Raw genomic sequence first — 20,714 nt, 5'->3', positions numbered from 1 at the left:
TCACATCAGGACGTCAGCAGCGCCGCGTCCCAGGACAGTCGACCGGCGTCCGGTCGCTGGGCGTAGGTGTGCAGGGCGAGGGCCGCGCCCGCCGCGCCTTCCAGGAAGCCGGGCCCTTCCAGAGCGTCGAGTCCCGCGCGGACTTCGGCCGCGAGCGCGGGCAGGCCGGCGGCGAGTTCCTCGTCCGCCGCGTCGTACGCGACGAGCGCGGCGATGTGGAGCAGTCCGCCGGTGCCGTGGCACAGCCCGGCTCCCTCCAGCGCGCGCGTGGCGGCGGGCCGGGCGAGTGCCGCGTGCAGGGCGCGGGCGGCCGTCCGGCGCCACCCGGGTTCGCCCAGCGCCCGCCCGGCGAGGAAGAGCGCCCGGGCCACACCGGGGCTCCCGTAGCACCAGGCGGCCCGGGTGGCCGGGGACGGCGGAAGGACGCCCGCGAGCTCGTCCTCCGGGCGCAACACCATCGCCCAGTACGGTCCGTACGCGTCCTCGCTGCGGCGCCGTGCCAGCCAGTCGGCGAGCCGGGCGACGGCCTCCTCCTGACCGGGCACCCGGACGCCCTGCTCAAGGGCGAGGGCCAGGACGGCCAGCGGGCCCGGAATCCCGTGCGCCAGGCCCAGGTTGAGGTGGCCGCGCGGGAAGTCGGAGGAAGGGGTGTCGCGGCCCGGCCCGCCCGCCGACCACCAGCCCGGCAGGGTGCCCTGCCCGGTGGCGGTCGGTTCGGCGAGGTCGGTCAGGGCTTGGAGGCAGTGGCGCAGCGCCGGGCCGCTCGGGTCGAGGGCGAGCAGCAGCCGGGCGAGCCCCGCCACCCCGGACACCACGTCGTACTGGTGCGACGCCACGCCCGTACCGGCTTCGCGTGCGGTACGCAGCTGGCGCGCCCGCCGCACGGCGGCGTCGGCGATGCGGGGGGTGAGGGTGGCGAGGAGCGAGCGGTAGGTGTCGGGGCCGGTGGCCGCGAGGCGGGCGGCGAAGGCGACGGCCGCCATCCCCGTGTAGAGACCGGCGGCGTGCAGCCCGCCGTCGACGCGTGTCGCGGCGGCGAGATGGCCGTGGGCGACGGTCCGGGCGTCGCCGTCCCGGTCGGCGGCGAGCGCGGTGAAGAGCAGCGCGACGCCCGGGTGTCCGGCGGCCAGCGAGTCGGCCCGGGTGCCGGAGGCGGCGACCGCCTCGGGGGTGCGCAGCCGCGCGGCCACCTCGTCGACTGCCTCCCGGGCCGCGCCGACCGACAGGCCGGGGGACGAAAGCGAGGGGTTCATCGCTGCTCCTGGGCGCGTCGGCGGGCACGATGCGCCTCGAAGGCGCCCCGGGCGAGGGCGAGGGCCCGGCGCTCGGCTTCGGGGTCGATGCCGATCAGCCGGTTGTGACTCATGTGGATGAGGCTGCCCGCCACCGGCGCGGGCGGCGTCCGCTCCGGGTCACGCTCCCTCAGCTCGGCCAACAGCGCGCCGTGGTCGGCGAGTCGGGCGGCGCGTCGCCGCCAGGCGAGGGCCAGCTCGGGCGAGGAGAAGGCGGGAGCAGGTCCGTCGGGGCCGATCGCCCGCAGCACGGCGGCACGGTTGTCCCGGAAGGCGCGGTGGTCGTGCTCGGACTTGGGGTAGGCGGCGGGCAGCCAGACGTCGGCGGGCGGGCCGCCCGCGCCCGCCAGGAAGTGCCGGGCGATGTCGGCGGTGTTGACCGCCGAGAACAGGTCGCGGTCGGGGCCCGGCAGGCCGCGAGCCGCTCCGGCGGAGAGGGCCACCAGGCTGTCGGCGTGGAAGACCCGCTCGGCGGCGGCCATCGCCTCGGGGCCGCCGTAGCGTTCGAGCTCCGGGTCGTACGTCTCCAGGCGCAGCCCCGAGGCGAGGTGGGCGGCGCGGAGCTCGGCGGCCCACTCGCGTACGACGGTGAGCAGGGCGGCCGTCCGCGCGGGCGACTCGCCGTGGAAGCGGATCCTCAAGTGCGGCTGGGGGTCGCGGTAGCGGATGAAGAACCAGCGGTCGATGCCGTCCGGGAGCGCCGCGGCTAGCTGCGGCAGCCACTCCTCGATGACGGTGTCCTGCCGGGCTTGCGGGGTGTCCACGCGGGCGTACAGCCAGCCGCCCCCGGGCAGCGAGACCGTCCCGGGTGTGCGGCGCACGGCCATGGGCGGCATCTGGGGCCGGGGCGCGGGCTGCTCCCTCGCGTGGAGCGCGACGACCAGCTCGGCCGTGTGGGCGCCCTCGGGGCTCCGCAGCCAGCCGGACCCGGCGGCCGCCGGGTCCTCCTGGAGGAGCGTGATCTCGGCGGTGCGCGCATGGGCGTACAGCAGCCGCTGGTGCCAGGGAAGGCCGAGGTCGAGCGTGATCCGCTGGTCGCCGGTCACGAGGCGCACGGCGGCCGGTACGCCCCAGCGCCGCCGCCACTGAGGCAGGGCGGCACACCACTCTTCGAAGGCGGCGGTGGGCAGGGTGAGCCGCCAGGAGGCCGGGGCCAGGATCGTGCGCCCGTACCGTACGCGGGGCAGGGCGGGGTTGGTGGCGGCCGCGCCCCAGTCCCAGGGCTGCCAGAGCCGGTGGCCGCTCAGCCGGCCCACCTCGTGCAGGAAGCGGGCCACGTTGGGGGCGCCGGTGCGCTTGTTGAGCACGTGGTGGGCGGTCACCCGTACCGGGCGGCCGAGGCTGCGGGAGCGGATGCTCAGCCGCTCCGGGTCGGCGTGGACCACCAGGTCGTCCAGCGGCAGCACCTCGGGCCCCGCCGCGTCCGGGAACGCGCCGACGACGACGCGGTGGCCGAGCCAGCGCGGGGTGCGGGCGATGTTGGCGTGGCGCGGCCGGACCGGGGTGAACTCCAGGTGCACCGGCATCGGCTCGCCGTCCCCACCCGTCGGGGCCTGGGCGCCGCTGACGCGCGCCATGAGCTCCGGCCCGCCCAGCTGCGCGGCGAAGCGGCCGAAAGTGGCTCCGGCCACGTCGCTGCCGACGACCGGGGAGAGCGCGATCCTGAACTCCCCGGAGTCCAGTCGCCCGGCGGACACCCCGACCAGCTCCGCGTACAGCTCCAAGGTATCCGGCAGGCGGTTGGCGGCGGTGCCGTCCGGATCGGGGCCTGCGAGGCGGGCGAAGAGCGCCTCGTCGAGCACCACCTCGGGGAGCGGTGCGCCCGGGGACAGGTCGGCGAGCGCCCCGGCGGCGAGTTCGGCCAGGAGCCGTCGGCGCTCCGCGTCCTCAAGGTCACCGTCGTGCGGTTCCGCGTCGGCGCCGGGCCGGGGGACGGCCGGGTGCTCGTATCCCCCCGGCGGCCCCAACCCATCGGCGGGATCGAGGAGTTCGGACACGGGCACGGCGCGTTCCATGCCGTACCGCTCGACGAAGGCACGGTGGTAGGCGCGCAGATGGGCGGGGGCGGTGCGGGGCGGGGAGAGCCGCCACAGGGCGGTGGCCGCGCGCTCGAACTCCTCGCGCACCGCCTCCGGCAGCACCACGTCCGCGTCCAGTACGAGGTCGACGTGCAGCACCTGGTCGCTCGGGCACAGCGCGGTCATGTGCTCCCGGGTGACTTGCAGCGCTTTGAGACGGGCGCCGTCGCCACCCGCCTCAAGGTCCTCGCACCGCAGCAGCTCGGAGCGTATGCTCTCCAGTTCGCCGCGCAGGGGAAGGTCTTCGGGCAGCCGGTCCCGTACATGGCCGAGGGGGTCCGTGCTGTCCGGGGCGGGGAACAGGTCGGTGTGCAGGAAACCGCGGGCGACCAAGGTGCGCACGAGATTCACCACGGCGTCCGAGGGTGCTGCAGGGAAGGCCTCGGACACCCCTGCCAGCAGCTCCGCAAAGGGGACCGGAGAAGCGGCGTTGCGCAACACCTCGGCGACGACGGGAGTGTGACGGACACTCACCTCCTCCAGGGTGTCGTCACCGTCCCTGGGCACATAGGGCAGCACGAGCCGGGAGCCGCGTACCACGCATTGCTGGTCGGCTACGAGCAGCAGGCCGGGCAGGACCGCCGGGTCCTGGTGAAGGCGCTTCACCACCTTGGCCAGCCAGCCGAGGTCGGGTCTTACTGAGGCGCGGTGGTTGCCGCCCCAGCGGACGGATGTGGCCTCGCCGAAGCGGGCGAGGCCGACCCCGGCGAGCAGGCCGAACGGGGTGGGCCGGGTGGTCATCCGCAACCGGTAGCGGCCCACGGCGTTCGCGGCCCGACGCAGCGCGTCACCCGCCAAGGGCCGGTCGGCGGCCAGGACACGGGCCAACGAAGGGCTGGACAACTCGACCGCCTCGCGCAGCAGGGGGTCGAGTGCGGCCTCGGCCACGTACCGCGCGAGATCGGCCTCGGTGGGGCCGGCCGGGCTGTCGGGGCGCTCGGGCAGGGGCTGGGCGGGAGCCCTCAGAAGCACCGGATCGACGGCGGTGAAATGGCTGCCCCGCTGAGTGCCGTGCTGTCCGCCCATGCTTCTCCCCGTCGTCGTACGACTGCCATACCTCGCTCCTGTGTAACGGAGATTCCGCAGGTAGCGGCCGTTCCGCACCGGGAGGTGCCCGAAGAGGCAGCCCCGGTTGCCTCTTCGCGCGCCGTCGCCCGTGAGGTGTTGACGGGGCCGATACGCCCCTGCCTACCGTCCGTTTCGTTCCGTCGCGAACCACGCGGCCATGACGAGAGGAATTCTCATGAACAACGAGACGATGCAGGACCTGTTCGACCTCGATGTGCGCGAGGTGGTGGCGGGGAGCGAGGCCGACCAGAGCGCCGGCATCAGCGACTCCTGTGACGGTTCCTGCCACCGCCCGTTCTGCATCTGATCCTGACGGATAGCGCGCACAAAGCGGCTGCGGTGGCCCCGGCCCACCGCAGCCGCGGTGTTTTTCCGCCGGTTACGCGGTGGGCCAGTCGGCGCGCGGCGCGGCGCCGGGAACATCCGGCAGGGGACCTCGGGCCCGGGCCAGCAACTCCTCGGGCGTCACCTCGTCGAGCGCCTTGCGCGCCGCCTCGATCGCATCCCGCACGGAGTCCAGGAGCTGACTCTCCGTCAGTGGACGTGCCGACCGGCCCCCGGGATCCTCGGTCAGCAGCGCGGCCAGCGCCTGGCGGATCCGCGCTGTGCCCGCCTCGCGTATGGTCAGGGCGATGTGGACGGAAAGCCCTTCGTCGCCGGTGGCGGTGTGTGGGGCGCCGCGCGGGACGTACAGCACATCGCCCGCGCCGATCACGGTCCGCAGCACCGGTTCACCCGGCTCCGGGACCGGGCCCGGGCGCCAGTGGCCGTTGGCCGGGGCCCCGTACACGGTCCACTCCTTGCGGCCCGCGACCTGCACCACCAGTACGTCGGCGTCGTCCCGGTGCACATCGAGCCCACGCCGACCGGCCATGGTCGCGAAGCAGAAGGCCTCCACCCGCCGGCCCACGTCGTGCGCCAGCCGGGCGGTCAGCTCCCCCACCGAGGCGTGCCACTGGTCGAGTTGGGGCAGCAGCAGGGTCGCCCCCTCGCCGAGCAGCCGCATGACGCGCTCCGGGTCGGCGAACCCCTCCGCGACCCGCCCGGCGACCACGCGCTCGGCGCAGAACTCGTGCGCCTCGACGACCGAGCCCTCGCGCACCATCTCGACGTACGGCGTCCGCATCAGCCCACCGCGCAGCGCGTCCCCCAAGTCAACGAGCCCCGGCACCTCTTGAGGCAACACACCAGGGTGGAACACCTCCGGCATACCGCGCCGACACCGCTCGAAAAACCTCTCGGGCTCCCCCACCAACCGGTCCAGCACTCCCCAACCCATACCTGCTCCCCGTTCCTCGCGTCCGGTACGCGGTACCGGGTGTACCGCGGTAAGCCGAACCTAGGGGATGGGGTGGCCGGTGACGGCATGGTGTCTGCGGAGTGGTGTCGGGTGACTTGACCGACCATCAGGCAGAGCCTGGCCCCGGCGGCTCCGCGCGGCGAAGCTCAGCCGGTCCCGCTCTTCGTCTCGGAGGAGTCGTCGGCAGTCGGCGCGGACGCGGCGCGCCGGGGCAGCCGCGGCCGCACCCCCCACCACCACACCGCGTACACCGCCGCGAGTGCGCCTGCGAACGGCGCCGCCGCGCCCAGGGCCATCACCAGCCACCGCACAGCGGTGGCGAAGGCGTGCCACCCGCCCGTGACGGCGTCCAGGACGCCCGGGCCGCCGTCGTCGGACTCCTTCGCGGGCACCGACGCGGTAAGGCCCAGGGTGATGGTGGCGAGGCTGGTGCGGTCCTTGAGGGATGCCTGCTGCGCCAGGAGCGCGTCCAGGTCGGCCTGGCGGCGGCTCAGTTCCCCCTCCAGCGTGACGACGTCACTCAACTGGCCCGCCCGGTCCATCAGTTCGCGTACGCGCGCGACGCTGGAGCGCTGGGTGGTGATCCGGCTCTCCACGTCCACCACCTGATCGGTGACGTCCTGGGCCTTGGCCTTGCGGCCGAGCAGCTTGCCGGTGCCCGAAAGGCGCGCGAGGACGCTGTCGTACTTCGCCTCCGGGACGCGCAGCACGACATGCGAGACCACATGCCCCCGCTCGTCCCGCTCGGTGGTCTCGTCGCCGACGTACCCGCCCGCCTCGTCGGCCGCCGCACGGGCCGCGGCGAGCGCCTTGGCCACGTCGGGCACGTCGAGCGTGAGCTCGGCGGTGCGGATGACGTGCGAAGCCGGGGGCAGCGCGGGTTTCGCGGGCGGCTTGCGCGCCCCGGCGTCGCCCGGACGCGAGGCCGCGTCACCCGCTGCCCCGCCCTGCGGTGCGGCGGCGCCCTTGTCCGCCTTGCTCGCCGACTTCGCGTCGTCGGACCGGCCCGCGCTGCATCCGGCAAGGGCCAGCGAGGCGGCGAGGAGAACGGCGCCCACAGCCGCGAGGGGTCGGTTTCCGGTCCCGTGTCGTACTCGCATGTCGGCTCCCTCGGAGGGTGGGTGGTCATTGGCGTCGGCTGGACGGGCTCGGCACGGGCGGAGGTCGCTACCGGGGCGGCCCCGGCCGACAGCGGGTCGGCTGTCGGCCGGGGCCGCCCCAGTGGGCGACGGTTGCCGGATGCGCTGCGGGTCGGTTGTCCTTGCGGACCCGCGCTCGGATGCCGGGCGCGGGGTTACAGCGTCCTGGAGCTGCGGCCGTTGTACGAGACCCAGTCGCCGGACTGGCTGACCGGAACGCTGATGGTGACCTTGCGGTGCTGGCCGTTGTCCGCGTTGACGCCTTCGATGGTGGTCCCGCCCTTGAACCACCATCCCGTCTGACCGTGATAGCCGCTGCCGGGGGTGTCGAACCACGGCGTGCACACATGCACACCGTGCTGGTTGACGCCGCACACCCGCGCGTAGTCGGAGTAGTACGTCGACACACGGACCTGCTGGCCGTTGCTGCCGGCGGAGGCGGAGCCGCTGGAGGCCATGACGCCGGTGACGGCCGCCAGGGCCGCGGCGGACACGCCGATCGTGGTACGGATACTGCGCTGCAGCTTCATGATGAACTCCTTCCGATTCGGGATTGCTTGCCGTCGAACCTCAGCCAGCCCCGGCCGCCGCCCGCATCCGGCGGCATGCGGCACCGCGTGGGGGCCGTGGCCGCCCACTCGTCCCGAGCTGGCGACGAGGATGCTGCCAGCACATGACTGAAGGGAACCTGAAGCCTCCTGAAGGTCCTTCAGGAACCCGTGCCTGCCCTGCGGGATACGGCATCGTGTGGGCATGCGCATACTGGTAGGGGAAGACGACCAGCGATCGGCCGAGCCGCTGCGCCGCGGCTTTGCCGGCGACGGATTTGCGGTCCATGCCCTGGTGCCCCGTCTCAACGGTTTCCGCCTGCGCGCCCTCATCCGGCGCACCAAGACCGAGGCCCTCGATCACGTCCGGGATCACGCCTTCGGCGGCGACATCGTCGAGGTCCATGTCTCCACCCTGCGGCGAAAGATCGACACCTCGTTCGGCAGCCGCACCGTCCGCGGCGTCGGCTACCGCCTCACCCCTGGCAGGACCCCCGCATGAACCGACCGGACTTCTCCCGCCTGCTCCACCCCACCACCGTCCGCGCCCGCCTGACCCGACGCGCCGCGACCCTCACCGCGCTCGGCACCATCGCCCTGACGCTGCTCAGCCTGCTGTTCAGCGCGGCAGGCGACTTCACGCCCGACGCCAGCCACGACGCGTCAGCCCCAGGGCGCGAGGATTCCCCGATCCGGCAGATGTGCCGGAACCTGGGCCTCGTACCCGCCGACAGCACACAGTCGCACCCCGCCATCACCGGCTCGATGTGGCTGGGCGCCCTCATCGGCGTGACCGCGGTGGCAGCCCTCACGGCGTGGCTCGCCCTCGGCAGCGTCCTACGGCCCGTGGAAGAGGCCCGCAGTCACTTCGCCCAGCTCACCGCCGAGGACTCCAGGCACCGGGTCCCCCTCCCCCAGACCGGAGACGAGATCACCGAGCTGGTCCAGACGATGAACACCGCCCTCAACCGGCTCCAGAGCACCGTCGAGCAGCAACGGAGGTTCGTCGCCGACGCCTCCCACGAACTGCGCAACCCCCTGGCGGCCCTCCAGGCCGAACTTGAGATCGCCCTGACCCACCCCGGCCGGGCCGACTGGCCCGAGGTGGTGCGCGCCGCTCTCGGTGACACCCGGCGTCTTGAGCGCCTCACCGCCGACCTGTTGCTGCTGGCCCGCCTCGACGTCGAGAAACCCGCCGGGTCCCAGCCTATGGAGAGGGTCGACCTGACCGACCTGGTCCGCGAGGAAGCCGCCCGCCACCGCCCACCCGCCCACCTCGCGATCAGCCTCGACCTCCCCGCCGACCACCCCCTGACCGTCCGCGGCCACCCCGCCCTGCTCACCCGTGTCCTGGGCAACCTCCTCGAGAACGCCGAACGCCATGCCACCACGAGCATCACGATCCGTCTCACCCACGACACCGAGAACCAACTGGCCGTCCTCGACGTCGTCGACGACGGCCCCGGCATCCCGCCCAGAGACCACGCCCGTGTCTTCGAACGCTTCACCCGCCTCGATAGCGCCCGCCCCCGTCACACCGGCGGCACCGGTCTCGGCCTCGCCATCGCCCACCGCATCACCACCCTCCACCACGGCACCCTCACCATCACCCCCACCGCTCGCGGAGCCCACCTCACCACCCGCCTTCCCACCACCCGACACCCCCGCAACATCGGATAGCGGCCCACGGCAGGTAGCAAGGAAGGGGCCTCCGCTTTCGAGCGGAGGCCCCTTGCACGCGGGAGCGGTGTGTGGCGGTGAGTCCTCGCGCTGCGTCAGGGCAGCGTGCAAATGACGAACGCGCTGACCTTGGCCGGCTCGGTGGCGTGGGTGTTCCTTCCGCTCCAGTACCAGGTCGATCCGATGGCGAAGGACCGGGACACGGTGAAGTAGACCGTGGTGCTGTAGCCACCGCCGCCCGTGGGCACCTCGTCGCCTTGCCGCATCACCCGAATCAGTTACATCGCTGCGCCCGTTGAGCCAATGTGAGCCACGGGCACACCGTTCATGCCGCCGAAGAGGTCGTCCATCGCCCGCCGCGTGGTACGGGCCGGGGTGGCGCGGACGGCGAAGTCGCGGGTGGCCACCGCGAGGGGGTGGGTGACAGCGGCGATCCGGCCCGCGCGGCGGGACCGGACGCGGAGGGCGTCGGTGCGGGCGCAGCGGGCCGCGCTGTAGGCGGTCAGGGCGGCGGGTATGTCAGTCACCTCGGTGCCGTCCAGGACGTGGGCGAGGACGACGGCGTCCTCGATGGCCTGGCAGCCGCCTTGGCCGAGGTTGGGGGTCATGGCGTGGGCGGCGTCGCCGAGCCAGGCGATGCGGCCGTGGTGGTAGCGCGGAAGCGGGGCGGCCAGGTCGTGGAGGTCGTGCCGGAGCACGGCCGCCGGGTCGAGCCGTTCCAGCAGCGCGGGGATCGGGTCGTGCCAAGTGCCGTACCGGCGCAGGAGTTCGGCGTGGAGGTCGGTGGGGCGGTACCCCTCGGGGGCGACGGCGGTCGCGTAGACGTAGACCCGGCCGTCGGCGAGCGGGACGACGCCGAAGCGCTCGCCGCGGCCCCAGGTCTCGGCGGCCGCCGCCGGGGCCGGGCCGTCGGCGGGCAGGACGGTGCGCCAGGCGGTCTCGCCGCTGTAGCGGAGGCCGGGGTGCGCCGGGAAGTACCGGCGGCGCAGCGGACTGTGGATCCCGTCGGCGGCGACCACGAGGTCGGCGGTGAACTCGCCCGACGCGGTACGGACCAACGGGCGGTCGCCCGTGGCCTCGGCGTCATCCACAGCGGCGCCGTAGCGGATCGCACCCTCGGGGAGCTCGGCGGCCAGGGCCTCGGTCAGGGCCGCACGGTGCACGGCCAGCGGAGGAGTCCCGTAACGGGCCGTCATGGCGCCGGTGTCCGCGCGCTGCAGCCAACGGCCGTCGGGGCGGCGCAGACCGAGCGCGGCGGGTGAGGCGCTGCCCGCGGCCCGCGTGACGTCGAAGCCGATGATGTCGAAGGCGCGCAGGGCGTTGGGGGCGAGGACGATCCCGGCGCCCACGGCGGTCGGTTCGGCCGCCCGCTCGCAGACGGTGACCTGCCAGCCGCGGCGGTGCAGCGCCACGGCTGCCGTGAGCCCGCCGATCCCCGCGCCCACCACGACCGCACGACGCTGATTCCCTGACATGTCGCACCACGTCCTTCCCGCCCCAAGTAGCCCTCTACACCTGTAGAGGTGACATGAGCTCACTCTACATCTGTAGAGTGAGGCCATGTCCACCCCTCGCACTCCTTCCTCCGCACCGGACCGCCGCACGGTGATCGCGGACACGGCGATCAACCTCGTGGCCACCGCCGGGCTGCGCGGCCTCACCCACCGCGCCGTCGACAGCGCGGCGGGGCTGCCGACGGGCAGCACCTCGTACTACTTCCGTACGAGGGCGGCGCTGATCGGCGCCTGCTACCAGCGGCTGGCGGAACTCGACCTCGGTGACATCGAAGGCGGCGGCGCCCTCGCCGCGGCGCCTCCGGACCGGGAGGCGGTCGCGGCGGTCCTGGCACGACTGCTGCACCACTGGCTGACAGTGGGGCGCGAGCGCCAACTGGCCCGCTTCGAGCTCAGCCTGGAGGCGGCCCGCAACCCCGAGCTGGCGCCGGAGCTCCACCGGGCAGGACAGGGCGCGCGGACCCGGGCCGCCGAACTCCTGGCCGCACTCGGCACGGACCGGCCCCAGGAGGCCGCCGAACTCCTGGCGGCATGGACGGACGGACTGCTCTACGACAGGCTGGCCGGAGCCCTCGCCCACTCCCGCCCGGCCCCCGACCTGGCCGAACTGACCGCGACCACCCGCCGGATGATCGACGCGGCCCTCACCGACACGCCCTGACGCGTTCACACCGCACGATTGGCGGCGGTGTCGGCGCGCATCGCATCGCGGCACCGCCCCCGACTCCCCTTTAGCCATGACATTGCGGGCATAACTGGTTTGTCATGCCCTCATCACTCCCTCAGGGTTCCCGATAGGGAAACCCCTCGCCCTCAGCCCAGTGCCTGGCACCCGCGCCCACCCCTTCCGGACACTCATACGTCGGCGCCGGTCTCCCCAAGAGCAGCGTCATCAGTACAGCCACAGGCGTCCGCCGCCTCCCCGGAACACCCTGCGCACCATCGGCGGATACCTGTGCGCGCGAGCCGCCCATCTGTACGAAGTGAAAGGAACCCCCACTTCCATGGACATACGAAGAGCCGCGAGGCTCTTGACGGTCACGCTGGCCTGCGTGTCCGCGTCCGCCATCGCCCTGCCCGCCGCCACGGCGGCTCCGGCGCCGTCCCAGCAGCCCGCGCGGGCCGGTGCCGGGGCGTTCGGCGCGGCCGCCTACACGGCCGATCCGCCACCCGCCGTCCGCAGCCGCGTGGTGGACGCCGCGCAGAAGGCGCTGGCGGCTCACCCCAGGGACGCCCACAAGGCCGACGGCGACGCGTTCTCGGTCCGCAACCTGGTGGTCGACCGGGACGGCTCCGCCTCCGTCCGCTTCGACCGCACGTACAAAGGGCTGCCGACCTACGGCGGCGACGTCATCGTGCAGCTGAAGAAGGACGGCGCCTACCAGTCCCTTGCGACCGGTTCGCAGGCCTCCGGGTCGGTCTCCACCGAGCCCCGACTGGCCGCCTCCCGGGCCGCGCTGGTGTCGAAGGCCGCGTTCCGTGGCCGCGTCGACTCTGTCTCCGCTTCGCACCTCGCGGTGCACATGAAGGGCACCGACGCCACCCTGGTCTGGGAGACCGTCGTCGACGGTGTGCGCCCGGACCAGACGCCGAGCCGTCTGCACGTGCTGGTGGACGCCCGTACGGGCAAGGTCGTACGGGCCAGTGACGAGGTGAGCACGTTCGCGGCAGAGGGGGCGGCGAACGGCGGCGCCTCGAAGGTCGGTGCGGCGGCGCGGGCCGCCGCACCGACGGTCGCCGGAACGGGACAGTCGATCTACAGCGGCCGGGTCTCCATCGACGTCACCCAGAGCGGCAGCGGCTACTCGATGCAGGACCCCTCGCACGGCAACGGCTACACCACCAACCTCAACCACGCCACCAGCGGCACCGGTTCGGTCTTCACCAGCTCAAGCGGCACCTTCGGCAACGGCTCCACCAGCGATCCCGCGTCCGCCGGCGCCGACGCGCACTACGGCGCGGCGCAGACGTACGACTACTTCAAGAACGTCCACGGCCGCAGCGGCATCTTCGGCGACGGCCGGGGCGTGCCGTCGCGGACGCACTACGGCAACGCGTACGTGAATGCCTTCTGGGACGGGTCCCAGATGACGTACGGCGACGGCCAGGGCAACACGCGCCCGCTGGTCGAACTCGACGTCGCGGGCCACGAGATGAGCCACGGCGTGAGCGGCGCCCTCACCGGCTGGGACGAGACCGGCGAGACCGGTGGCATGAACGAAGGAACCAGCGACATCTTCGGCACGATGGTCGAGTTCTACGCCAACAACCCGGTCGACAAGCCCGACTACACCATGGGCGAGCTCATCAACATCAACGGCGACAACAAGCCGCTGCGGTACATGTACAACCCGTCCCTGGACGGCCGGTCGCCCAACTGCTGGGACAGCGGCAACGGCGGCCTCGACCCGCACTTCTCGATGGGCCCGCTGAACCACTGGTTCTTCCTCGCGGCCGTCGGCAGCGGCGACCACGGTTACGGGAACAGCCCGACCTGCAACAACTCCACAGTCACCGGACTCGGCAACGACAAGGCCGCCAAGATCTGGTTCAAGGCGCTGGCCTCCTACGCCAACAGCCGTGAGGACTACCACCAGGCGCGCATCGACTCGCTGAAGGCGGCCGCCGACCTCTACGGCACGCACTGCACCGAGTACAACACCATCGACGCCGCCTGGGCCGCGGTCAGCGTCACCGGCGCCGACCCCGTACCCGGCAGCTGCAACGGTCAGCCGGGCTCGCCCTCGGTGACCAGCCCGGGCAACCAGAACGGCGCGGTCGGCACCGCGGTCTCCCTGCAGATCCAGGCGAGCGACCCGGCCGGCAAGACGCTCACCTACAGCGCGACCGGTCTGCCCGCCGGGCTGTCGATCAACTCCACCACCGGTCTCGTCTCCGGCACACCGACCACCGCCGGCACCTTCTCGGTGACCGTCACGGCGAAGAACACCGACAACGCCACCGGCACGGCCTCCTTCACCTGGACCATCACCGGCGGCGGCCCGCCGCAGGGCTGCGGCAACCTCCCGGCCTGGAGCGCGAGCACCAGCTACGTTCCGGGCGACCAGGTCTCGTACAACGGCCACAAGTGGTCCTCGCAGTGGTACTCGACCGGTGCCGAACCGGGCGCGCCCGGTTCCTGGGCCGTCTGGAAGGACGCCGGCCCCTGCTGAACCCGCCCACCGATCGGCTTCATTTCCCCTACGCGGCCGGGCCGTTGGTCTTCTGACCAGCGGCCCGGTCCGCATGTGGCGACCGGCCGGCAAAGCTTCAATTGGTCTTGACCTTTCCCAGAGGCCGGTCCTACATTCGGCGCGGCACAATGAATGGCAGGTTCATGATCGACGTCTGAGGCGTGAACAAGGCTGTGTCCGGAAGGGCTTGCGATGACCGAGCCGATCACCCTGCCGCCAGTCGGCCCGGCAAGCGCCCGGCCACCCGCTGTCGAACGCGACGCCCTCCGCGACACCGTACTGGCCCACCTGTCCCGGGCGGGCGGTGTGCTCCTCACCGGACCGGCGGGCATCGGCAGGACCGCGGTGGTGTCCCAGGTCGTCGCGGACGTCAGCGCCCGCGGCCATCGGGTGCTGCGCTGCTCGCCCTCCCCCGCCGAACGCGACAGCCCCTTCCTCGCCCTCATCGACCTGCTGTCCGGCGTCGGCGACGACACCCTCGCCGCGCTGGCCGCCCACGAACGGGCCGTGCTCGAAACGACCCTGCTGCGCAGCGCACCGGCCCGGGGAGCCGACCCGACCGGACCGAACGGCGGGCGCGACGCGCTCGTCCTGCGGATCGCCGTCCGCAAGGTCCTCGCCCTGCTCGGCGCGGCCGGTCCGCTGCTGCTGGTCGTCGACGACGCACAGTGGCTCGACCGGCCCACGGCGGAGATCCTGAAGTACGTCGCCCACCGCGCCGACGCCGGCCTGTGGGTGCTCGTCACCGTACGCACGGGGTCCACCGGGAACGACGGCGGGCCCTCGTCCGGCCACGTGGACGGCTCCCCCGGCGTACAGGAGCTGTGCCCCCGGCCCTTGCGCCGGATACGCGTACCGTCCATGACCGCCCACGAGATCGCGGACCTGCTGGAGCGGCACGACCACCCCGGCTGGCCCCGCCCGGTCGTCGCGCGCCTGCACCAGGCGAGCGGCGGCAACCCCCGCACGGCACTGGAGCTCAGCTCCGCCCTCGACGAGCACGCCCGGGGCGAGGACCAGGACGTGCCCGACGCCGCCGAACCGCTCCCCGTCCCCGACTCCCTGCGCCGGCCGATCCTCGACCGGATCGACGCACTGCCCGCCCGTGCTCGCCACACGCTGGTCGTCGCGGGCGCCGCCGTGCGTCCCACGGTGGAACTGGTGCGGCGCGCCGGTCGCCATGAGGCCGCGGCCGACCTCGACACCTGTATGCGGCACGGCCTCCTCGACGTCCTGCCCGGGCCGGACCACGGGATCGTCAGCTTCCTGGATCCGCTGACACCGATGGTGCTGCGGGCCGAGACCCCGTACGAGCGCCTGGTGGCGGCGCACCGCGCGCTGGCCGACGCGTCCGACGACCCCGTCGAGCGCGCCCACCACCTCGCGCGGCTCGCGGCGTGCCCCGACCCGGTCGTGGCGGCCCGGCTCACCGCGGCCGCCTCGGCGGCCCGCCGCCGTGGTTCTCCCAGAACCGCGGCGAGGCTGGGCCGCCTGGCCGCCGAATACACACCCGCCGGGCAGGCGCACGCCGACATCGCCCGCAGGCTCACGGCCGCCGAGGACGCCATCGAGGCCGCGGACCTCGACTTCGCCAGGCAACTCGCGCACGAGGTACTGGGCGACGCGCGGCGGCCGGCCGACCGGGTACGGGCCTGGAACGTGGTCATCGACTCCTGCGGTCAGGCGATGGCCGAGATCGCGGACGTCTTCCCGGAGGCGGTGCGCGACGCCGGTGGCGACCCCGGCCTGCTGGCCCAGCTGCACTACCGGATGAGCTGGCGCGAGTGGATGGTGGGCGGCTCCGCGGCCCGCGCCCACAGCCATGCCGTGCGCGCCGCCGGGCTCGCGGCGCGCACCGGCGACCGGCGGACCGAGCTCATGGCGCTGACCCAGCAGGCGGCCCTGGAACTCTTCCTGGGGCTCCCGCAGGCCGAGACGACCCTGGCCGCCGCGCTCGCCGCGCCGCACGACGTGCACGCCATGACCCATCACAACGGGCCCCTGTACCTCAAACACCGCTTCCACCTGGTGCGCGACGAACTGGGCGAGGCCAGAGCCGAACTGCGCACCCTCGTGTACAGACTGCGGCAGCGCGGTTCGGCCGACAGCCTCAGCCAGTGCCTCATCGGTCTCGCGCAGGTCGAGATCCACCGCGGACGATGTCGCCCCGCCCTCACCATCGCCCGGCAGAGCCTGCGCATCACCGAGGAGTCGGGGCTGAGTCAGGGGCCCGCCTGGTACGCGGTCTCGCTCGCCGAGACGGCAGGCGGCAGCCTGAGCCGGGCGCTCACCGCGGCCGAGACGGCCAGACGGCACAGCGAGGACGACGACGACCGGCTCTTCCTGCCCCGGGCGCTGCACGCCGAGGGAAGGATCAGACTGTTCAGCGGCCAGTACGAGCAAGCCGCCGAACTCCTTACCCGTACGGCCGAGTTGGAGACCGCACAGGGCCAGCAGGATCCGGCTGCCCGACGGTGGCACGCCGACCTCGCGGAGGCCCTGGCGGCCTGCGGCGCCCCGGACGAGGCGGAAGCCGTCATCACCCTGGCCCGGCGCCAGGCCGAACGGCTCGGCCGCCCCGGCGTCCTGGCCACGCTCGACAGGGCGGCAGCGGCGGTCAGCGCGGCGCGCGGCGAACTCGCCGAGGCGGCAAGGGGGTTGGAGCATGCCGCAGCCCGGATGCGGGCCACCGGATACCCCTTGGAGGAGGCCCGCACCCATCTGGCCCTGGGGCGAGTCCGACGCCTCCTCGGAGACGAGACCACCGCCCGCGCCGCCTTCGCGGGCGCGCTGCGAATCTTCACCAAGGCCGGTGCCCGCTCATGGGTCTCCATGACACGCGCCGAGCGCGACCGCGCGCAGGACGGCTCGGTCTGCTGTCCCGAACAGGGGTCCTGGGCGGAACACCTCACACCGACCGAGCGGAGCGTCGTCGCCCGCGTCGCCCAGGGGGCCACGAACCGTGAGATCGCGGCGGGTCTGGTGGTCAGCGTGAAAACCGTGGAAGCGGCCCTCACCCGCGCCTACCGCAAGCTGGGCGCCAAGTCCCGGGTGGAGATCGCCCGCATGGTGATGACACCTGGTTCGTGACGGGCCCCTCTCCGCGTGCGGCGTCCAGATCGCGCGGGCCCCGGAGGAGGAGCCACAGAGACGCTTTGGAAATGGAATCCATTTTCATGTAGTGTCTGTGATCGCCCGCCTACCGAGGAGATTCCCCATGGCCGTTCCCAAGCGGAAGATGTCCCGCAGCAACACCCGCCACCGCCGCGCCCAATGGAAGGCGACCACTCCCCCGCTGGTGTCCTTCACCGTGGACGGCTCCGTGTACCTCGTGCCGCAGCGGCTACTCAAGGCGTACGAGCGCGGCCTGCTGCACCCCGAGGGCTGAGCCGATGACCGGTACCACCGACGGCCGTCTGCCCGTCACCGTTCTGTCCGGCTTCCTCGGAGCGGGCAAGACCACGCTGCTCAACCACGTCCTGGGCAACCGCGAAGGCCTGCGCGTGGCGGTCATCGTCAACGACATGAGCGAGGTCAACATCGACGCCGCCCTGGTGCGCGGCGGCGAGGCTGCCCTGTCGCGTACCGAGGAGCGCCTGGTCGAGATGACCAACGGGTGCATCTGCTGCACCCTGCGGGACGACCTTCTGGAGGAGGTCGACCGCCTCGCCCGCGAGGGCCGCTTCGACTACCTCCTCATCGAGTCCAGCGGCATCTCCGAACCCATGCCGGTCGCCGCCACCTTCGCCTTCCCCCGGGACGACGGGGCCACCCTCGGCGATCTCGCCCGACTCGACACCATGGTCACCGTCGTCGACTCGGCGAACTTCCTGCCCGAACTGACCGGCGGGGACGGTCTCGCCGAGCGCGGGCTCGACCAGTACGAGGACGACGAGCGGACCGTCAGCGACCTGCTCATGGACCAGATCGAGTTCGCCGACGTCATCGTGCTCAACAAGCTCGACCTGGTGGACGAGCGAAGCGCCGACCGGCTGCGAGCAACCCTCTCCCGCCTCAACCCCGCCGCGAGGATCGTGCCCGCGACCCGCGGACGCGTGGAGCTCCACGAGGTCCTCGGGACCGGCCTCTTCGACCTCGAACACGCCCAGGAGGCACCGGGCTGGGTCATGGAACTCAACGGAGACCACGTCCCGGAGACCGAGGAGTACGGAATCTCCTCCACCGTCTTCCGCGCCGAACCCCCCTTCCACCCGGGCCGCCTGTGGGACTTCGTCACCCAAGGCCTCGACAGCGGAACCTACGGCCAGATCCTGCGCTCCAAGGGCTTCTTCTGGCTGGCCAGCCGCCCGCACGTGACCGGCCTCTGGTCACAGGCGGGCGCCGTGGCCCGCTTCGAGCCCTCCGGCGCCCGCGACGCGGACACCCCCCAGGGCCAGGAACTGGTCTTCATCGGAACCGGCCTGCGCACCGAAGCCCTCCAGTCCGCACTGACCAACTGCCTCGTGGCCGAGGGAGAGACCCCACCCCTGGGCGATCCGTTCCCCGCCTGGGACACGTACGGCATCGACGACACCTGCGAGCACGAGCACCCGGAGTCGGCGCTACGGGTCTGAGAGCTCCGGGCCGGGCGGCCTGGCCCACGGCGACGCTGACCGGCCGACCGTCGTCGAACTGCCTCACCGACCGACGGGATCGACTCTGCGGCCCCGCTCCAGGCGCGCGGCCCACAGGCCCAAGGCCACCGTGGTCAACACTCCCCACACCCCCCACCCGAGCGACTGACTGAAGCGGTGATCCGCCGACATGTTGGAGTCGATGGCGTCGCCGAACGCCATGCCGAGCCACAGCCCGCCGTTGACGTAGTAGACGACCCGGACCGCTCGGGCCCCGGTGGACCGCAGCTCGTACAGCAGGAGCGCCCGCTTGAACCGTTCCCCGATCGACGCCCGCACTCCCCGGCGTGTCTCGTCGAGCAGGGCCTCGATCTCTCGCAGGGTGGTGTCCAGTGAGCCGGCCACCGCTTCTCTCGCCCGGCCGATGTCGGCCCCCTGGCTCATCCCCTCGTAGGTACTGAACCACTGGCCGAGGAAGGCCAGATAGGCCGTCGCCTCCTCGATTCCGCGCTTGCGCCGGACGTACGCGCTATGCCGCGCCAGCCACTCCTGCACCACCAGCGCCACGGCCCCGACGAAGGCGGCCGCTCCGGCGGCCAGCGCCGCGTTCGCCGCGCTCCCCCATGGCCCTTCGGCCATCTCCCACGCCATGGACGCATGGTGACATCAGCATCCGGATACGAACCAGGGGATCCACGCCATCGACCTGGACGAGTCGTGGTGGGAGCGGGTCAACGCACGGTCCCGTCCCACTGCCAGTCCGTGCGCCGGGGCAGTCCGGGAAGCGGGATGCGACCCGTGCACCACAGCAGCACGTCGGACGGGCTGTGTCCCGAGGGAGCGTCGGGGAAGAGGCGGGCGAGGACGGCGGTGCTGAGGTCGTCGGGCGGGGTCCAGGACAGGCCGAGGGCGCGGGTGATGTCGTAGGTGTGGACGGCCAGTTCGGTGATTCCCATGGCGGCGAAGCCGGTGGCGTCGGAGTGGCCCCAGGGGTGCCAGGCGCGTGCGTCGGCAGTCGTGTCGCGGACGGTGGAGGTGAGGAGGGACGCGGCGATCCGCAGGCCGTCCAAACAGGCGGGGACGGAGGCCTGGGGGTCGAGTGAGGCGAAGAGGGTGATGTAGCGGTCGTCGGGACGGGCGATGAGCAGGCCGGTGTAGCCGGTCAGGCCGAGGGCGAGGTGGTCGAGGGTCTCGCGGCAGGTCCAGTCGAGGCCGTGCGCGGGGCGTGACCAGTCCTGGCCGGCTCCCTTGAGGAGCGCGCCCAGGCAGTCGTCGGTGGCGGCGGCCAGCAGGTCCGTCCATGGCACGTGCGCGAGAGGAGTGGTCGCTGTTGGTGTCACGGTCACTTGTCGTCCGTCCGCTTCTCCAGGACCTCGATCACGCTCGCGTAGCTGTCGGAGCCGTGGCCCGCGGCCTTGGTCCGTTCCATGGCGGACATCAGGACTTCGGGCAGGGCGTTGTCGATGCCGCGGGCCGCCGCCGCGTGGATGAGGTGGTCGATGGCCGCGATCTGCACGTCGACGGTGGCGTCGTCGCCCGGGTAGCGGCCGGCGTCCACCTGTGGCGCGTAAGTGGTCAGGAAGCCCGCTACGGCGGTCAGCCAGCGAATCGCGACCGGGGTGAAGGCCGTGGCCGGTGTCTTCTCCGCGCCGACCAGCGCGGTGCCGTGCAGCCAGCCGGTCATGGTGGACCACATCAGGCCGAGCAGGGCGGCGTCGTAGAGCGAGGCCAGGCCCGGGTCGGTGCCCAGGTGCAAGGGGTCCCCCAGGGACGCCAAGGCCGGACGGTGGGCTTCGAAGACGGCGTGCGAACCGCTGTACAGGAACATCATCTCGGGGCTGCCGGCGCCCGGCGGGGTGGTCATGATCGCGCCGTCGAGGCAGTCGGCGGCGTGCGACCGGGCCCACGCATCGGCCTCGTGGGCCTGTTCCGGGGAGCCGGAGGTGAGGTTGACCAGGGTCTTGCCCGCGAGCGAGTCGGCGACGGGGTCGAGGACGGCGTACAGCGCCTCGTAGTCCAGTACGCACGCGATGGTCAGCGGACTCGCCGCGATCGCCTCCTCGGGCGTCGCGGCCAGCCGGGCACCCCGGTCGACCAGCGGCTGGGCCCGCTGCGCCGAGCGGTTCGACACAGTGGTCTCATGGCCCCGCTCCAGAAATGCGGCGGCCAGCGCCGAACCCATCGAGCCCAAGCCGATGACGGTTACCGCCGGGCGATCTGAATGCATGTCACCACTCCCTGTACGTACGCCTGCTGGCGGCCGGTCACGTACGACCAAGATCGCAGCGCGCGGTGACCGGGAACAGTGACGCTGATGACAGCGACCA

18 protein-coding genes are annotated in these 20,714 nt (G+C 72.8%); 8 read left to right on the top strand and 10 right to left on the bottom strand.

The annotated features are described in order from the left end of the window. Positions 1 to 5: 5 nt before the first annotated feature. Both IE252_RS17220 and IE252_RS17215 read right to left on the bottom strand, forming a co-directional pair. Positions 6 to 1,253 (bottom strand): lanthionine synthetase C family protein, encoded by a 1,248-nt coding sequence (locus IE252_RS17220; RefSeq protein WP_190090303.1) that lies wholly within the window; start codon positions 1,251 to 1,253, stop codon positions 6 to 8. Next, entirely contained in the window at positions 1,250 to 4,396 is a 3,147-nt protein-coding gene (locus tag IE252_RS17215; protein WP_190090302.1) for a lantibiotic dehydratase, read from the bottom strand. Before IE252_RS17215 ends, IE252_RS17220 begins: the two co-directional genes overlap by 4 nt. A 217-nt stretch (positions 4,397 to 4,613) precedes the next feature. Between IE252_RS17215 and IE252_RS43970 the strand changes: the two genes are divergently transcribed. Continuing rightward, a complete protein-coding gene (locus IE252_RS43970) occupies positions 4,614 to 4,745 on the top strand; it encodes a hypothetical protein (protein WP_268248408.1) in 132 nt (43 codons plus the stop codon). Positions 4,746 to 4,817: 72 nt separating this feature from the next. Here the strand turns inward: IE252_RS43970 and IE252_RS17210 are convergent, their stop codons facing one another. The 3 genes from IE252_RS17210 to IE252_RS17200 all read right to left on the bottom strand — a co-directional run bounded on the left by IE252_RS17210 (position 4,818) and on the right by IE252_RS17200 (position 7,407). Continuing rightward, positions 4,818 to 5,609 (bottom strand): JmjC domain-containing protein, encoded by a 792-nt coding sequence (locus IE252_RS17210; protein WP_190090301.1) that lies wholly within the window; start codon positions 5,607 to 5,609, stop codon positions 4,818 to 4,820. Between the two features lie 275 nt (positions 5,610 to 5,884). Then, on the bottom strand, positions 5,885 to 6,838 hold the full coding sequence (locus tag IE252_RS17205; protein ID WP_190090300.1) for a DUF4349 domain-containing protein: 954 nt from the start codon (positions 6,836 to 6,838) through the stop codon (positions 5,885 to 5,887). A gap of 194 nt (positions 6,839 to 7,032) precedes the next feature. Next, complete coding sequence (locus IE252_RS17200; RefSeq protein WP_190090299.1) at positions 7,033 to 7,407, bottom strand: hypothetical protein; 375 nt, start codon at positions 7,405 to 7,407, stop codon at positions 7,033 to 7,035. 223 nt (positions 7,408 to 7,630) lie between these two features. On the opposite strand from IE252_RS17200, the gene IE252_RS44265 reads away from it, so the two are divergent. Then, positions 7,631 to 7,927 carry a response regulator transcription factor gene (locus IE252_RS44265; protein WP_190090298.1) on the top strand — a complete coding sequence of 99 codons (297 nt, stop codon included), beginning with the start codon at positions 7,631 to 7,633 and terminating at the stop codon, positions 7,925 to 7,927. After that, entirely contained in the window at positions 7,924 to 9,105 is a 1,182-nt protein-coding gene (locus tag IE252_RS17190) for a sensor histidine kinase (RefSeq protein ID WP_190090297.1), read from the top strand. The genes IE252_RS44265 and IE252_RS17190 overlap by 4 nt, the downstream gene beginning before the upstream one ends. 95 nt (positions 9,106 to 9,200) lie before the next feature. Here IE252_RS17190 and IE252_RS17185 read toward each other — a convergent pair whose 3' ends face one another. Together IE252_RS17185 and IE252_RS17180 are read right to left on the bottom strand one after the other, a co-directional pair. Next, a complete protein-coding gene (locus IE252_RS17185) occupies positions 9,201 to 9,371 on the bottom strand; it encodes a hypothetical protein (protein WP_190090296.1) in 171 nt (56 codons plus the stop codon). Positions 9,372 to 9,383: 12 nt separating this feature from the next. After that, positions 9,384 to 10,580: an FAD-dependent monooxygenase gene (locus tag IE252_RS17180; RefSeq protein WP_190090295.1), complete on the bottom strand. Its 1,197-nt coding sequence runs from the start codon at positions 10,578 to 10,580 to the stop codon at positions 9,384 to 9,386. Positions 10,581 to 10,665: 85 nt separating this feature from the next. Here IE252_RS17180 and IE252_RS17175 point away from each other — a divergent pair, with 85 nt between their 5' ends. The 5 genes from IE252_RS17175 to IE252_RS17155 all read left to right on the top strand — a co-directional run bounded on the left by IE252_RS17175 (position 10,666) and on the right by IE252_RS17155 (position 18,387). Beyond that, a complete protein-coding gene (locus IE252_RS17175) occupies positions 10,666 to 11,280 on the top strand; it encodes a TetR/AcrR family transcriptional regulator (RefSeq protein ID WP_190090294.1) in 615 nt (204 codons plus the stop codon). 343 nt (positions 11,281 to 11,623) lie between these two features. Then, positions 11,624 to 13,792 (top strand): M4 family metallopeptidase, encoded by a 2,169-nt coding sequence (locus IE252_RS17170; RefSeq protein WP_190090293.1) that lies wholly within the window; start codon positions 11,624 to 11,626, stop codon positions 13,790 to 13,792. Positions 13,793 to 14,005: 213 nt separating this feature from the next. Next, positions 14,006 to 16,903 (top strand): helix-turn-helix transcriptional regulator, encoded by a 2,898-nt coding sequence (locus IE252_RS17165; protein ID WP_190090292.1) that lies wholly within the window; start codon positions 14,006 to 14,008, stop codon positions 16,901 to 16,903. A 127-nt stretch (positions 16,904 to 17,030) separates the two neighbouring features. Beyond that, on the top strand, positions 17,031 to 17,201 hold the full coding sequence (gene rpmF / locus IE252_RS17160; RefSeq protein WP_190090291.1) for a 50S ribosomal protein L32: 171 nt from the start codon (positions 17,031 to 17,033) through the stop codon (positions 17,199 to 17,201). A gap of 4 nt (positions 17,202 to 17,205) precedes the next feature. Then, complete coding sequence (locus tag IE252_RS17155) at positions 17,206 to 18,387, top strand: GTP-binding protein (RefSeq protein ID WP_190090290.1); 1,182 nt, start codon at positions 17,206 to 17,208, stop codon at positions 18,385 to 18,387. A gap of 63 nt (positions 18,388 to 18,450) precedes the next feature. Here the strand turns inward: IE252_RS17155 and IE252_RS17150 are convergent, their stop codons facing one another. From IE252_RS17150 to IE252_RS17140, 3 genes are all read right to left on the bottom strand, one after another. Beyond that, the gene (locus IE252_RS17150) at positions 18,451 to 19,038 is read right to left on the bottom strand and encodes a hypothetical protein (RefSeq protein WP_190090289.1); all 588 of its coding nucleotides are present in this window, start codon (positions 19,036 to 19,038) and stop codon (positions 18,451 to 18,453) included. Positions 19,039 to 19,118: 80 nt separating this feature from the next. Then, positions 19,119 to 19,694 (bottom strand): maleylpyruvate isomerase N-terminal domain-containing protein, encoded by a 576-nt coding sequence (locus tag IE252_RS17145; protein ID WP_190090288.1) that lies wholly within the window; start codon positions 19,692 to 19,694, stop codon positions 19,119 to 19,121. A 35-nt stretch (positions 19,695 to 19,729) separates the two neighbouring features. After that, positions 19,730 to 20,614 carry an NAD(P)-dependent oxidoreductase gene (locus IE252_RS17140; protein WP_190090287.1) on the bottom strand — a complete coding sequence of 295 codons (885 nt, stop codon included), beginning with the start codon at positions 20,612 to 20,614 and terminating at the stop codon, positions 19,730 to 19,732. Positions 20,615 to 20,714: the final 100 nt, after the last annotated feature.

The organism is Streptomyces melanogenes (assembly GCF_014649795.1).
Lineage (GTDB): Bacteria > Actinomycetota > Actinomycetes > Streptomycetales > Streptomycetaceae > Streptomyces > Streptomyces noboritoensis.
The sequence above is the reverse complement of the archived record's forward strand: the minus strand, read 5'-3'. Positions and strand labels throughout refer to the sequence as shown.